The 13,863-nt window shown below is 69.8% G+C and carries 13 protein-coding genes; 8 read left to right on the top strand and 5 right to left on the bottom strand.

All coding sequences use genetic code 11. The features are described 5' to 3' along the window. Nucleotides 1–98: 98 nt before the first annotated feature. Both ACQEXA_RS04750 and ACQEXA_RS04745 read right to left on the bottom strand, forming a co-directional pair. Nucleotides 99–1,493, bottom strand: a complete 1,395-nt coding sequence (locus tag ACQEXA_RS04750) for a carboxypeptidase regulatory-like domain-containing protein (RefSeq protein WP_433128790.1) — start codon at nucleotides 1,491–1,493, stop codon at nucleotides 99–101. 255 nt (nucleotides 1,494–1,748) lie between these two features. Next, on the bottom strand, nucleotides 1,749–2,966 hold the full coding sequence (locus tag ACQEXA_RS04745) for an IS110 family transposase (RefSeq protein WP_432925596.1): 1,218 nt from the start codon (nucleotides 2,964–2,966) through the stop codon (nucleotides 1,749–1,751). 296 nt (nucleotides 2,967–3,262) lie between these two features. Here ACQEXA_RS04745 and ACQEXA_RS04740 point away from each other — a divergent pair, with 296 nt between their 5' ends. The 5 genes from ACQEXA_RS04740 to ACQEXA_RS04720 all read left to right on the top strand — a co-directional run bounded on the left by ACQEXA_RS04740 (nucleotide 3,263) and on the right by ACQEXA_RS04720 (nucleotide 7,044). Continuing rightward, nucleotides 3,263–4,270: an IS110 family transposase gene (locus ACQEXA_RS04740; RefSeq protein ID WP_432933167.1), complete on the top strand. Its 1,008-nt coding sequence runs from the start codon at nucleotides 3,263–3,265 to the stop codon at nucleotides 4,268–4,270. A gap of 481 nt (nucleotides 4,271–4,751) precedes the next feature. After that, nucleotides 4,752–5,561, top strand: coding sequence for a DUF427 domain-containing protein (locus tag ACQEXA_RS04735; RefSeq protein ID WP_432936941.1), 810 nt, complete (start codon nucleotides 4,752–4,754; stop codon nucleotides 5,559–5,561). Between the two features lie 36 nt (nucleotides 5,562–5,597). Beyond that, the gene (locus tag ACQEXA_RS04730) at nucleotides 5,598–6,107 is read left to right on the top strand and encodes a molybdenum cofactor biosysynthesis protein (RefSeq protein WP_432936944.1); all 510 of its coding nucleotides are present in this window, start codon (nucleotides 5,598–5,600) and stop codon (nucleotides 6,105–6,107) included. A 193-nt stretch (nucleotides 6,108–6,300) separates the two neighbouring features. Next, nucleotides 6,301–6,459, top strand: a complete 159-nt coding sequence (locus ACQEXA_RS04725; protein WP_432936946.1) for a hypothetical protein — start codon at nucleotides 6,301–6,303, stop codon at nucleotides 6,457–6,459. Between the two features lie 240 nt (nucleotides 6,460–6,699). Beyond that, nucleotides 6,700–7,044, top strand: a complete 345-nt coding sequence (locus ACQEXA_RS04720) for a PadR family transcriptional regulator (RefSeq protein ID WP_432936949.1) — start codon at nucleotides 6,700–6,702, stop codon at nucleotides 7,042–7,044. Nucleotides 7,045–7,087: 43 nt separating this feature from the next. Here ACQEXA_RS04720 and ACQEXA_RS04715 read toward each other — a convergent pair whose 3' ends face one another. After that, entirely contained in the window at nucleotides 7,088–7,804 is a 717-nt protein-coding gene (locus tag ACQEXA_RS04715; RefSeq protein ID WP_433128788.1) for a transposase, read from the bottom strand. A gap of 133 nt (nucleotides 7,805–7,937) precedes the next feature. Here ACQEXA_RS04715 and ACQEXA_RS04710 point away from each other — a divergent pair, with 133 nt between their 5' ends. Continuing rightward, the gene (locus ACQEXA_RS04710; protein WP_433128786.1) at nucleotides 7,938–9,359 is read left to right on the top strand and encodes a transposase; all 1,422 of its coding nucleotides are present in this window, start codon (nucleotides 7,938–7,940) and stop codon (nucleotides 9,357–9,359) included. A gap of 89 nt (nucleotides 9,360–9,448) precedes the next feature. Here the strand turns inward: ACQEXA_RS04710 and ACQEXA_RS04705 are convergent, their stop codons facing one another. Next, the gene (locus ACQEXA_RS04705) at nucleotides 9,449–9,775 is read right to left on the bottom strand and encodes a PH domain-containing protein (RefSeq protein ID WP_432920489.1); all 327 of its coding nucleotides are present in this window, start codon (nucleotides 9,773–9,775) and stop codon (nucleotides 9,449–9,451) included. Nucleotides 9,776–9,831: 56 nt separating this feature from the next. Between ACQEXA_RS04705 and ACQEXA_RS04700 the strand changes: the two genes are divergently transcribed. Together ACQEXA_RS04700 and ACQEXA_RS04695 are read left to right on the top strand one after the other, a co-directional pair. Continuing rightward, nucleotides 9,832–11,445 (top strand): sulfatase-like hydrolase/transferase, encoded by a 1,614-nt coding sequence (locus ACQEXA_RS04700; RefSeq protein ID WP_432936951.1) that lies wholly within the window; start codon nucleotides 9,832–9,834, stop codon nucleotides 11,443–11,445. A 14-nt stretch (nucleotides 11,446–11,459) separates the two neighbouring features. Then, the gene (locus ACQEXA_RS04695) at nucleotides 11,460–12,971 is read left to right on the top strand and encodes an amidase (RefSeq protein WP_432936954.1); all 1,512 of its coding nucleotides are present in this window, start codon (nucleotides 11,460–11,462) and stop codon (nucleotides 12,969–12,971) included. On the opposite strand, the gene ACQEXA_RS04690 is transcribed toward ACQEXA_RS04695, so the two are convergent. Then, nucleotides 12,946–13,743, bottom strand: a complete 798-nt coding sequence (locus ACQEXA_RS04690) for a hypothetical protein (protein ID WP_432936956.1) — start codon at nucleotides 13,741–13,743, stop codon at nucleotides 12,946–12,948. The genes ACQEXA_RS04695 and ACQEXA_RS04690 overlap by 26 nt on opposite strands. Nucleotides 13,744–13,863: the final 120 nt, after the last annotated feature.

The raw sequence follows: 13,863 nt of genomic DNA, 5'->3' as shown, positions 1-13,863 counted from the left end.
CGGGCCGTCCGCGGACATGGCCGGGGTCACCGCCGGCGCCATCAGCGCATGCACGGTGGGCGGAACGCGGAGCGGACCCGCCAGCGAAAGGGAGTTGTTCAGCCCTCTTCGTGCGCCAACGTCAGATCGAAATCCTGGCCGCTGCCGTCGAAGGCAAGAGGTGTGGCCCGGGCCGGGTACCCCGCAGCTACGACCGTGTAGCGGTCGCCTTCGAGATCAGCGAACGCGTAGGAGCCGTCCTTGCCAGTGAGGGTCATACCGACGACATCGCCCGCCGGATCGAGCAGGGTGACACGAGCCTCGGAGACGGGGCGGCCGTCAGCGCCGGCGCGGACGGTGCCCCTGAGCACGGTGGCCGCGCGCCGTAGCTCCGCCCGGACGGGCCGCCGACGCGCGTGCCCGGCGACGGGCCGCCGGCGGATGTACCCGGCGGCGTGGCACAGGGAGCGGCCGGCCACCACCACCCAGGCGATGACGAGCAGTGCATAGAGCACCACGGCTGTCCAGACGAACGGCTTTGAACCCGTCCGTGCCGCGAGGGCGCTGGTGGCCGTCACGCAGGCGCCGACCGGGAAGATGAAGGACCACCACGTGGGCGCGAAGGGCAGCCCGGCCCGGATCGTCCGTACGGTCAGCCCGGCGGCGAGCACCAGCCAGAGCATGGCGAAACCCCACACCACGATTCCGCCCAGTAGTGCGAAGACCGCGGTGCCCCGCGCGTAGGGTACGGGCAGCGTGCTGGGCGCCACCGCGGCCAGGGCGCCGAGCGCCGTCACCGACTGGCCCAACGCCCCCACCCCGATCCACACCGTGGGCACCACGGTCCCGGTGGGTGCTTCGTGGTGCACCAGACGCCCGTAGATCATGGCCAGCACCAGCAGTGCCGCCACGAGGCCGAGCCCCAGCATCGCGTAGCAGCCCAGGAGCAGGGCGAGCCGCGGCTGCCCCGCGGGTGTATGGGGGACAAGCAGCGCACCCGTCGCGGCCGAGACCATCGGCGGTACCACTGGCATCAGCCAGCCCCCGAACGCCGCGTCCGGAGCGAAGCGGTGCCGGGTGACCATCAGATAAGGCACCGTGCACGCTGTGACAAGACCGAGCACGGTGCCAAGCGACCACAGCACCCAGTCGACGTCCAGCGCCGCCTCGAGCCCGATCAGCCGGCGGCCGAGCAACAGCGTCCCGGCGCCCACCGTGAGCAGCGCCATCGGTGGCGCGCCGAAGAACTGGGCCATCACCGGGTCACCGGCGTGCAACCGAAGCGCCCGCTGCCGGAGGTAGCCGACAGCCAGCAGGATCAGCAGGAGCACCGCGCCCAGCCAGACCACCATGGCGGCGGTCCGGAGTCCGGAGAAACTCCAGGGCAGGGTGACCGCCGCATTGGCGACGATGCCGGTGCCCATCACGGCTGCGAACCAACTGGGGCCGAGGAGCGGACGCGTCGTCCTGTTTGCCGTAGGCGCCGAAGGGGCGGCGCACGGGGAGGAATTCATTCCCCAAACCCTATGGTCGGGTTGGGGCAGCACTGTCGATGATGTCCTGATGCGAGCGGTTCATGGCACATATCGACGCCATGGCGTGGCTACCGCAAAGGGCCTCGAGGGAAGTGACAGCAAGGTAGGCCAGGCGCAGCACAGTGCGGCCGATCATGATGTCGTCCGCCCTTGTCCAGGTGAAGACAGCAGGACAGCTGTCCGCTGTATCTGGATCGCCGATCAGGGATGTGACCTGACCTCCTAATGAGGTTGTCAAGCCGCACCAGTGACGGAGAACGCAGGGTCATAGCACCGTCCGTCACGGATCAGGGCCCACAGGACGTTCACCCGTCGGCGGGCCAGGGCGAGGACTGCCTGGGTGTGCCGCTTGCCTTCGGCGCGCTTGCGTTCATAGAAACGGCGAGAGGCGTCGCAGGCACGGATGCTGATGAGCGCGGAGGTGTAGAAGACACGCTGCAGTCCGCGGTCGTAGCGGCGGGGCCGGTGCAGATTGCCGCTGATGCGGCCGGAGTCACGGGGCACGGGGGCGACCCCGGCCAGGCTGGCCAGCCGGTCCGGGGTGCCGAAGCGGCTGAGGTCGCCGGCGGTGGCGGCCAGGAACTCCGCGCCCAGCAGCGGCCCGATGCCGGGCATGCTGCCGATGACCTCGGCGAGGTCGTGGGCACGGAACCGGGCCTCGATGCGCTTGTCGATCTCGGCGATCTGCTCGCTCAGATCCCGCACCTCCTTCGCCAGGGTGTGGATCACCTCTGCGGTGATCTGTTCCCCGGGCAGGGCGGTGTGCTGACGCTCGGCCGCGTCCAGCGCGGCCGCGGCCAGGGCTTCAGCACCGCGGACCTTGCGGTTGCGCAACCAGTTCTCCAGACGCTTGCGGCCGATCCGGCGCAGTGCGGCCGGGGTCTGGTAGCCGCTCAGCAGGGTCAGTGGGCCGAGGTTGCCCAGCTCCAGCTCTCGTTCCAACGCGGGGAAGATGTTGGAGAGTTGGCCTCGCAGACGGTTGATCTTCCGGGTACGGTCGGCGACGAGGTCGGCCCGCCGGTTGGTGAGGACCCGGAGCTCGACGACCTGTTCGTCCTCTGGTCGCAGGATGGTCAGGTCGTGGCGCATCCGGGCCTGGTCGGCGATGACAGTGGCGTCCTTGGCGTCAGTCTTGCCTGTGCCCCGGTAGCCGGCGGAGGCCCGGTTGACCGCGAGGCCGGGTATGTAGACGAGCTGCTGGCCGTGGTTGAGCAGGAGGCTGACCCACAGGGCGGCCATGCCGTCGGCAACGTCGACCGCCCAGACGACGTCCTCGTCCAGGGCCAGGACGTCGGCGAGCAGCTCCAGCAGTTCCGGCTCGTCGTTCAGCACCCGCCGGGACAGCAGTCGGTTGCCTTCACTGTCCAGCACCACGCAGTGGTGGTGGGTCTTGCCGATGTCCGTCCCCGCCCAGATGTTGGCCACGGGTTCCTCCGGTCGTTCGATGTGCATGTGCGTCCCGGCAACGACCGCGCCGACGTGGTCCTACTCAGCGATGCACCCGCAGGGGCCCGCAGCTCCTAATCAGTGGCCGGGTCGTCGTGAGACACCGGGCGGCCAGGTCAGGCGAACCATCAGGGGCAACCCTATGAAAGCCATACCCGGTGTCTCTGGGCCTCTGGACCTTACGACTGGCCCGTCCAACCCGATGAAGAAGGTAGGACTCTATGAGGGCCGGGCCCCCTTCCCTGCACAGCCCGGTGGATTCTGGTTCCGGGTCCCATACGTGCTCGGGAAGGAGGCCCTCAATGTCGGTCTACGTCGGCATCGACGTGCACCGCAAGCGCTCACAGATCGCGGTCGTTGATCACGATGGCGCGGTGCAGGTAAATCGGAACGTGCCCAACGGGGTCGAGACGGTGCTCTCGGTGATCGGGGATCTTCCGATCGGAGCCCCGGTGGCCTTCGAGGCCGCTTACGGCTGGGGCTGGCTGGTGGAACTGCTGGAGGACTACGGCTTCGAGCCGCACCTGGTGCACCCGCTGCGGTGCAAGGCCATCGCCTCCGCGCGGCTGAAGAACGACAAGGTCGACGCGGCGACCCTTGCCCAACTGCTCCGTGCGGATCTGCTGCCGGAGGCGTGGATCGCCCCGCTGGATGTGCGCCAGCAACGGGCTCTGCTGCGTCACCGCTGCCAGCTGGTGCGTCTGCGCACGCTGCTACGCAACCGTGTCCATGCCGTCCTGGCGGACTACGGCTGCGACCGGCCGGGCGGCTACTTCACCGCTCCGGGACGGGTCTGGCTCGACGGCTTGGACCTGCCGGACGCCTCGCACCGCGTGGTCGACGATCTTCTGGTCCTGATGGACGCGCTCAAAGAGCCGATCGACGCCCTGGACCAGCAGCTGGTCGCGCACGCCCGTGGTGATCCGCGGGTCAAATCCCTCACCCAGCTGCCGGGGGTGGGTACGCTCACCGCCCTGATCATCGTTGCCGAGATCGGTGACATCAGCCGTTTCCCCTCCGCCCGCAAGCTCACCGCGTGGGCGGGGCTCACCCCGACGGTCCGCGGCTCGGACATGACTGTCCGGCACGGCCACATCTCCAAACAGGGTTCGGACTGGCTGCGGTGGATCTTGTGTGAAGCCGCCCAGACCGCCAAGCGGTCTCCGGAGTTCGCCGCCTCCTACCAGCGCCTCGCCCGGCGCCGGGGCAAGAAGATCGCCACTACCGCGATCGCCCGCCGCCTGTTGGCCCGCGCCTACCATCTGCTGCGCGCAGTCCAGGCCCCACCCGACCGGCAGAGGACTCGATGACACCAGCCGACGACAACCGCCAGGGGCGGTCGCAGACCCCGGGTGAGCTCGCATTTGCCCATCGAGCACGGGCTGTCGCCCGTGCTCGATGACCTGACTGAGCAGCCCGGATCCCCCGAACCACGGTCATGGCGCCGGCCCGCACGGCCAGACGCTGAATGGGTGGATGTGAGCTCACTCCGCCAAGGCCATCAGCGCATCGGGGGCGTCACGACCAAATCTCTGAATATTGGTGACGCTACCTCGCCTCCGACTCAGGGCTCTGCACGGCAGCCGCCTGCCAGACGAGCACGAGGAAGACCCACAAGGAAAGCGCCTCGGCGAAGAACAAAAAGCCGCAGGCCGGGGCCACTTCTATGCTTGACAGGCCCGGCCCTCATGGGTGGGCGGATGATGTGTCGGCGCCTGGAGTGGCCGGTTCGCGCGTCCGCCGGACAAACTGGGTGTACGGAAGCGGCAGGGCGGACTGAGGTGATCGCCGATGGCGGACGAGAGTGTGAACTACCCGGGTCTCATCGTCCCGGTCGGGCATGTCGAGCCGGTGCCGCGACGCATCCGTGCGCAGGTCGACGGCCAGTGGGTGTTCGACACCCGGCACGCGTTGTACGTGTGGGAGTGGCCCGGCTATCCGCAGTACAGCATTCCGCTGCGGGATCTGGCCGACGGCGTCCTGACCGACGACGGCCGCACCGGCCGGCTGGGCCCCGGCCCCGCGCGGCGGCACTCGCTGCGGGTGGGCTCCGAGGTCCGTGAGGGCGCGGCCTGGGTATGGGACGAGGGAGCCCCGAAGGCACTCATCGGCACCGCCCGATTCCGGTGGGACGCGATCGACGCGTGGTACGAGGAGGATGAGCAGGTCTTCGTGCACCCGAGGAGCCCGTACACCCGGGTGGACGCGCTGCGCTCGTCCAGCAGCGTGCGCGTCGAGGTGGACGGCACTGTCCTGGCGGACGCGCCGTCCTCGGTGAAGCTCTTCGAAACCGGCCTGCCGACCCGCTACTACGTGGAGCGCGCCTTTGTCGACTGGACGCAGCTGCGTTCCTCGGCCACGGTGACGGAGTGCCCGTACAAGGGGCGGACAAGCGGGTACTGGTCGTTCGTGAGCGGGGCCGTCGGCCATGACGATCTCGCTTGGGCGTACGACTTCCCGACGGTGTCGTGCACCGCCATCGCGGGGTTGGTCGCCTTCTACAACGAGCACGTCGACCTGTACGTGGACGGCGTCCTGCTCCCGCGGCCCACCGCGCTCTCGCGGGCAGAGTGGAACAAGCAGCAGCGGACGCATTCCTGAGCCGCCTGCCGGCGTCCACGGATTAGGGTGGACGGTATGTCCGTGGTGGAAGTCGTGCAGCTGCTGGTGTCGCCGGTGCACCGGTACATGGGACGGCCGTCCGAGGGGCCCTCGGACGCGCCCGGGCAGGAGCTGGTGGGGAGCGTCGAGGTGCGGCGGAACCTGGGCATCGTGGGCGACCGCTACTACGCGCGCCCGGCACATCGCGACGCCGCCGTCACGGTCATGTCGGCCGAGAACCTGCCGCTGGACATCAATCCGCAGGCCGATCTCGGACTCACACGCCGGAACATCCTGCTGCGCGGCGTCGATATCGACGCGTACGTGGGCTCGACGGTGTCGCTGGACACAGGCGCGGGCCTCGTCCTGCTGGCCGTACGCCGCCCGGCGCGCCCCTGCGCATGGATGGACGCCGTCATTGGTCCAGGCGCGCAACGCGCCCTGCGAGGCAAGGGCGGTGTGCGGTGCACGCCGCTGACGGACGGCGTACTCACCGTGGGGAAGGCGGAGTTCGCGGTCGTCGAGGGGGCGCGGGGCCCGTCCTGAAGAGCCCAGCCGGCGACCGGGCCTCCTCTGCCCGATGGTGGCACTCCGACCGGATCCGCCACTGCGACGCCCGCCGTGGCGGCCAAGAGGATCACGACGCCGGCCGGCGCAGCGCGCACCACCCTCGCTGACTGCCACGCCGCAGCCCGCCCCTCGGTGTCCCGCAGTCCCATCACGACCTCATACCACCCTGATGACTTCAGGTTGGACGACGGATGCGGCCCCTGATCAGCACGTCGTGGAGTTCTACCTCCACCTGGTCACCACGCTCGTCACGCTCCGCATGCTGATCCGAAACGCCACCACCCACTACCGGCGGGACAGGCGCCCCAGCACACGCCGCCTCAGGTGATCCATCTGCGTCGGTCCAGTTCGGTTGATGCGGCTGCAGACAGGCGGAGGGTGTGCTGGAGAGCGTGTCGGGAGCGCGGCACATCGCAGCCGTCCCGGCCGGCAGATCACCGGCTCGACCGGGCCCGGTCCTCCGCGCCCCGAACGCTCCGGGACTGCTCCTGGGCTGCGAAGTCAGGCCAGATCCTGCTTGGAGAAGACACTACTTGACTTTGCATAGTACTGGGTGAAGCATAGTTGTGTGACGTCAACCCATGACCCACAGCAACTGAAGGGCGTCCTGTGGCTGCTCCTGCTGCGGCTGCTCGCTGAGCAGGAGTCCTACGGCTACGAGGTGGTCCAGCGCCTGCAGGCGTCCGGCTTCACGGACGTCCTGGAAGGGACCGTGTATCCCGCGCTGGCGCGCCTGGAACGGGAGGGTCGGCTGGTCACCCGGCTGGTGGCCTCGCCCAGCGGGCCGGCCCGCAAGTACTACCGCCTGACACCCGCCGGGCGCGAAGCGCTGTCGGCGGGCACCGAAGCCTGGACCCGGCACGTGCTCGCCGTCAACGCCGTCCTTGGCTCAGGCGCGCCCGGAACACCGTGACCGGAACTCACTGACATCGAAGGGGGAACCATGCAGCACAGCCTCAGTGGTTGATGGCGTCGCCGCGGCGGCGGCATTGCCGCAGGATTTGATGGTCTTTGAGGCGTGCGATGGTGTGTTCGGCTACTGCTCGCCGTTTCCGGAACCGTTTGTAGGTCCGATCTTTGATGATGCGGCCGTCTGGTCCGCGACGTGGTGTTCTGATGTGAGCGCAGCCGCGGTAGCCGCCGTCGCCGGCGAGCCGCGGGTGAGCTGGAAGGGTCCGGCCGAGAGTTTCCCGGAAGACGACGATGTCGTTGCGGTTCCCTGGCCATGCGTCACCGAGTGCGGCGATGCGTCTGTCCCGGGCCCGGCAGACGACCTGGACGTTGACGCTGTGCCGGTAGTTCTTGCTTTTCGCGGTGTGGGTGTGGTCGTGGACGGGGATGAGGGTGCTGTCGACGACCCACAGCTCTCGCCGGTCACCCGGGGGCGGCCCCGGGAGTTCCCCGAGGAGCGGTGCGAGAGGGGAAATCACGCGGTGCACGGTGGAGTCGGTTGTTTCGAACAGTGACGCCAACTGCTGCCTTGTGAGGTTGGTCCGGTAGGCGAGGACGAGCAGCAGGACCCGGTCGGGGAACGGAAGCGCCCAGTTCCGGCCGTGGTCGGCGTCTGGTCTCCGTTCCCACAGCTGCTCGACGAGGTGCTGCATCTGTGGCCCGGTGAGCCCGGTCCAGGCGCGGAGTTCAACGCTCGTGCAGCGGGCCGGAGTCAGGCGCATAAGGGCACCTTAGCTTGCGATTTTAGGACGTGAAGATCGTTTAGGTTTGGATTCTGCTGTTCGCCGGACATGGGAACGGCCTTCGGGTGATGTTGGGTTCTCGCCAGAGATCCAGCTGCACCAGAAGGCCGTGATGGACAGTCTGCAAGACACCCCTGCCCGCGTCGAGGCGTTGTCCGAGTTATCCAGGTTCCGTGCGGGTCTCCATGCCTGCTTCACCCGCCGCGGGGATGCCTTGTTCGAGTTGGCGGACGCGATGCTGTGCGCGCAGGGCCCGGTGCGATCACCGGTTGAGCTGTCCTTGGAGCCGGAGTTCCGCCGACGACACGGCTCTGTCTACGACGCCCTGGCCCATGGCCAGATAAGCAGTAGCCGCTTGCGGTACCTGCTGATCGGCCTGTCGGCCCCGGCCAGGGAGGGCGAGCCGCTGATGTTCGCGATCGACACCACTCCGCACGCGCGCCCCGACGCCGAGTACGCCGACGAGCGGACGATGGTGCAGGTCCGCGGCAAGGGCGGGGACCGCTGGCTGCCCGGCTGGCCCTACAGCCTGCTCGTCGGCATCCAGTGGGGGTCCTCCTCCTGGGTCGACCCCATCGAGGCACGCCGACTGCGGCCCGGCGAGGAGCACACCGACGTCACGATCGACCAGATCACCGGGCTGCTCAAAGACCTGACCGCGACCGGGAAGTGGCAGCCCGGCGACCCGCCGCCGCTGGTCCTGCTCGACGCTGGCAACTACGCCACCGACCTCACCCACGCCCTGGCCGGCCATGACGTGCAACTGCTGGTCCGGCTACGTGCCACCCGGGTCTTCTACCTCGACCCCCCGCCCCGGCGACCGGGCCAGATGGGCGCGCCGCTGCGCCACGGCGCGGAGTTCTCCTGTTCCGACCCCGCCAAACGACACGCCCCCGCCTTCGAACGCACCGTGGAGTCCGAGCTGTACGGCACCGTGACCGTCCGCGCCTGGAGCGGACTGCACCAAAAACTCGGCAGCACCGGCCGCTGGGCCAACTGGCCGCGGGACAAGCAGTTGCCGATCGTGCGCGGCACGGTCCTGCAAGTGGTCGTCGACCACCTGCCCGACGGCCGCAAGCCACCCAAGGACCTGTGGCTGTGGCACGCCGGCCCCGTTCCGGCCGACCCGGACCTGCTCTGGAAGGCCTACCTGCGGCGCTTCGACCAGGAGCACTTCCACCGCTTCGCCAAGTCCTATCTCGGCCTGGCCAGCGCGCACCTGAGTTCGGCGGCAGCCACCGACCGGTGGGTGTCCCTGGCCATGGGCGCCTACGCCCAACTACGCCTCGCCCGCCACCTCGTGGACGACCTGCGCCGCCCCTGGCACCCAAGACCGGACCCGGGTAAGCCCCTCAGCCCCTACAAGGTCCGCCTCGGCTTCCGCCGACTCCGCGCACGCATCGGCACACCCGCCGACTCGCCGAAACCCACCCGCCCCGGCCCAGGCCGCCCGAAAGGCTCGAAGAACCGCCCGAAATCCAAGCGACCGCCCTACCGCAAGAGCGAACCGACCACCGGTAAACACACAGAGTGACGACAAAAGCTAAAATCGCAAGCTTAGTGGTCCGTGCCGGAAGTCCTTCGGGGGTTGACGCGGGAGCCGACGTTGTGTGTATCGCCTGGTCAGGTGCCGAGTGCGGCGAGGTGGAGGTGGCAGGCGCAGTCGAGGGCGTCTTGGGGGGTGCCGGCGAAGCCGCCGGTGGGCAGGAGGGAGTCCTCGTAGCGGTCGCTGCTGGCGTAGTAGAGGGCGAAGCCCCACCTGCTGGCGGTTCCGCCGTAGCGCAGGCGCATCAGCGTGACCCGTTCGCCGTCCGCCAGTTCCGCCTCCACGTAGGCAAAGGCTCCGCGGTGACGGACGTGCAGCCGCCTGATCTGCGGCCAGGTGGTGCGGGCATGCTCGCCAAGGCGCTGCTCGAGCGAGAGCCGGGTGGACTCCGAGGGTGTGGGCATGGCAGCCATCCTGCCCGAGGGGCCGCAGGGCGGGGCACGGCAGGATACGGGCTGTCGTGATCCACCTGCCGTTCGGTGCGATGCACTCGCCGCACCACGTCGCCCCCGAATGGTCCGAGCCCTACCGAGGCAGGTTCGACCACGGCTGGGAGCGCTGGCGCGAGGAGGTCTTCGCCCGCCAGGTCGCGTCCGGGATCGTTCCGGAGGGCACCGTACTGCCCGGACGTCCGCCGTGGATCACCGAATGGGACGCGCTGGGCGCGGACGAGCGCCGCGTCTTCGCCCGCAAGCACGAGGTGTACGCGGGGTTCCTCACCCACACCGACGCGCAGATCGGCCGGCTGCTGGACCTCCTGGAGCGCATCGGACGCCTGGACGACACGCTCATCGTGGTCATGTCCGACAACGGCGCGAGCGCGGAGGGAGGGCAGCTCGGTACTCCCAATGAGCACCGATTCACCGCCCGCATGGGCGACACCCACGACCGAAACCTTGCCGCGCTGGACGAGTGGGGCGGCCCGGGCACCTACCCGCACTACGCCTGGGGCTGGGCATGGGCGGGCAACACCCCGCTGAAGCTGTGGAAACGCTACACCTGGCTCGGCGGTACCCGCGTCCCACTGATCATGCACTGGCCGCGCCGCATCACCGCGCACGGCCAGGTCCGCGAGCAGGTCGTGCACGCCGTGGACCTGATGCCGACCATCCTGGAGGCGTGCGGCGTACCCGCCCCCGAGTCCGTGGACGGCACCCCGCAGCAACCCGTCGACGGGCGCAGCCTGTTCCCCACGTTCGACGACCCGGACGCGTCGGCGCCACGCCAGACCCAGTACTTCGAGATGCTCGGCTCCCGGTCGATCATCCACGGCCGCTGGAAGGCCACCACAGACCACGTCTCGCGCGGCGTCCTGGACGAGGAGCGCCTGATCCGCGGCAGCCGCGACTTCGCCACCGACCGCTGGTCGCTGTTCGACCCGGCCACCGACTTCGCAGAGGCCGTCGACCTCGCCGACGACCACCCCGACATCGTCGCCGACCTTCAGGTGCGCTGGGACGCCGAGGCGAAGCGCAACAACGTGCTGCCCTTGCAGGACTCGCTTCAGGACCGGCTCGCCCACATGATCTTCCCCACGTACGGGTTCCCCCGGCGCGCCGTGTACCGGCCCGGCGGCGGCCCCGTCCACGACGAGTCACTGCCCCTGCTGACCGGCGGATTCACTCTGCTCGCCGACGCCGAGGTCCCCGACAGTGGCGCCGACGGGGTGCTCTGCGCCCTCGGCGACCGCATCGGCGGGTTCGTCCTGCACGCCGTCGGCGGGCGCCTCGCCTTCGCCTGCTCCCGCGCCGGCGACCTGGACCGCGTCACCGCCCCCGGGCCGCTGCCCCCCGGCCGCCACCGGATCGGCGTCCGCGTCCACGGCACCGTGATCATCCTGCTTCAGGACAGTCAGGAGGTCGCGACCGGACGGCTCGGCGGCCAGTGGCCCACCGCGTTCCAGCACGGCGGCGCGGGCCTGCGCATCGGCCACGACCGCGGCCTGCCCGTCGAGGACGCCTATCGTCCCCCGGCCCGCTGGAACGGCGTCGTCCACCAGATCGAGATCGACACATCCCCCACTCCCGAACCCACCCCGCAGGAGGGCCTGCGCACTGCCCTCCACAGCGACTGAACCCCGGAGCGATCATGGATGCGTTCGAACTCCTCGACACCAACGACGCGGTCGGGCTGGCCTCGCTCGTCAGGTCCGGCGAGATCGGCCCGCACGAACTGCTGGACGCGGTCGCCACCCGGATTGAGCAACGGAACCCCCTCGTCAACGCCATCGTGGCGACCCGCATCGAGCAGGCTCGCGCCGAGGTGGACGCGGGCCTGCCGGACGGTCCACTGCGCGGCGTCCCGTTCGGGGTCAAGGACCTCGGCCGCGACATCGCCGGCATGGTGACCACGTCCGGTTCGTGGCTGTTCGCGGAGGCGGTCGCCGCGTGGGACGGGCACCTGGCGCGCCGGTACCGGCGCGCGGGCCTGGTGCTCATCGGCAAGACCAACACCCCCGAGTTCGGCAAGAACGCCAGCACCGAGCCGCTGCTGCACGGCCCGACCCGTAACCCGTGGCGGCCCATACACTCGGCGGGTGGCTCGTCCGGTGGGTCAGCGGCCGCCGTCGCCGGCGGGCTGCTGCCCGTCGCGCACGCCAACGACGGCGGCGGATCCATCCGCATCCCTGCCGCGTGCTGCGGGCTCTTCGGGCTCAAGCCGTCCCGGGGCCGCGTGCCCGACGACGAGGGCCTGGGCGCCCTGGCCTATCCGCTGGCCGCGCACCACGCGGTGACCCGGACCGTCCGCGACAGCGCCGCGCTCCTCGACGTCGTCGCGGGCCCGCTGCCCGGCGACGCCTACGGGCCGCTCGCCGGGCCTGAGGCGGGATCATTCCTCGCCGCGCTGGACCGTCCGCCCGCGCCGCTGCGCATAGGCGTCGCCACCGCCACCCCCGCAGGCGTCACCGCACACGACACCGCCGTCCGCGCCGTGCGGCGCACCGCCGACCTGCTCGCCGACCTCGGCCACGACGTCCGGGAGGCAGCCCCGGCCTGGGACATGGCCGTCGCCACGCAGGCCGGCGCGATCGTCATGTCCATCGGTGTACAGGCCAGGATCGAGGACCGGCTCACCGCCCTCGGCCGTGACCTCGCCGACGACGACCTGGAACCGTTCACCCGCTGGCTGCACGACGGGATCGCCGGTCTGCCCGCCACCAGCCTCACCCGTGCCCTGCGCGACATCGAGGCGGTCGGACGGCAGGTCGCGCCGTTCTTCACCGACCACGACGTCTGGCTCAGCCCGACCCTGGCCGTCCCCGTCCCGCCGCTCGGCCTGCTGGACACCACCGACACGGACGCGATGGTCGAGCACGCCGCCAAACTGCCTTGGTTCACCTCGGTGTTCAACATCAGCGGTCTGCCCGCCGCGAGCGTTCCAGCCGGGAAGGACGACGCCGGCCTGCCCGCCGGCGTGCAGATCACCTGCGGATGGCGGGTGACCTGGCAACTCCCTGACGTGGGCCGGAGGGTGATCGGTGCCGCTGTTCCCGGTGAGTTCCCGCTGCGTTCCGACGGATCGGGCACGCAACGGGCATCTCAAGCCCCTCTGCGGACGCCGTTGGCGGCGGGGTTCAGCCGCGTGCCTGGTAGTTCATGAACCAGTGGGTGTCGAAATAGCGGGCCATCGTGAACCGGTGGTGCGGGTCGATGAGGATGCGGCAGACGAACTCCGCGGCCTGGCACGCGAAGGGGACTCTCTCGCCGTCGAAGGACCGGACGACGACGGGCCAACGGTCGGGGTCGTCGCCGTCGGTCTTCCAGCAGTACAGGTCCTCGTGCTCCGTGCCCGCCCAGATGAGCAGCCCGTCCTCTCTGAGAGCCGTCCACGGCTCCTGGTTCAGGTCCAGATATCCGTCGAAGGCACCCTCGCCGAACGTCTCGACCATGCGCTTGTAGTCGCTCGGCAGCGTGGTGCCCAGGCGCGACTCCACCTCCGCCCAGTCCACGTCCGGCCGCTGGGCGGGCTGAGTCCAGCCGGTGATCTGCCTGAGCCGCTGCATCCAGTCGACGTCCTGGTCCGGAGCGACCGCCAAGGGTTCTGGCACCGCCCTGCGAGCGACCACCAGCACCGGCCGCTCGATCTCCTCGGCGTCCCGCGCCGTGCCCGTGCCGATCCACTGATCCCCGTATGCCCACGCCCGTATCGTGACGACCCGGTCCTCGAAGGGGACGAGGAGAGCCGCGCCCCTGGACTCGTCGACCATCGGCTCGGTGAAGCCGTCGAGGACGAGGGTGCGCGGCGCGCCGTACCTGCCGTCGAGCAGGTCGGTCAGGTCCTGCGGGTCGAGGTCGCTGGGCAGGTACATGTAGCCGTCCCCCGGGCCGATTTGGGCCAGCAGGTCGTTGACGGTCGTTTGCGTGAGCTCCATGGCGGACAGTGAAGCGCACCGCACTGTCAATGGACGTGCTCACAGATGTGTCTGACGTCAATTCGGGAGGTTTCGGACCTTGGTGCCTCATTAGGCATGGTTCGCCCCGGTGATGGGCAG

The organism is Streptomyces sp. CA-106110 (assembly GCF_050936285.1).
In the GTDB taxonomy this organism is placed as follows: Bacteria; Actinomycetota; Actinomycetes; order Streptomycetales; family Streptomycetaceae; genus Streptomyces.
This window is presented reverse-complemented; position numbering and strand designations above follow the sequence as displayed.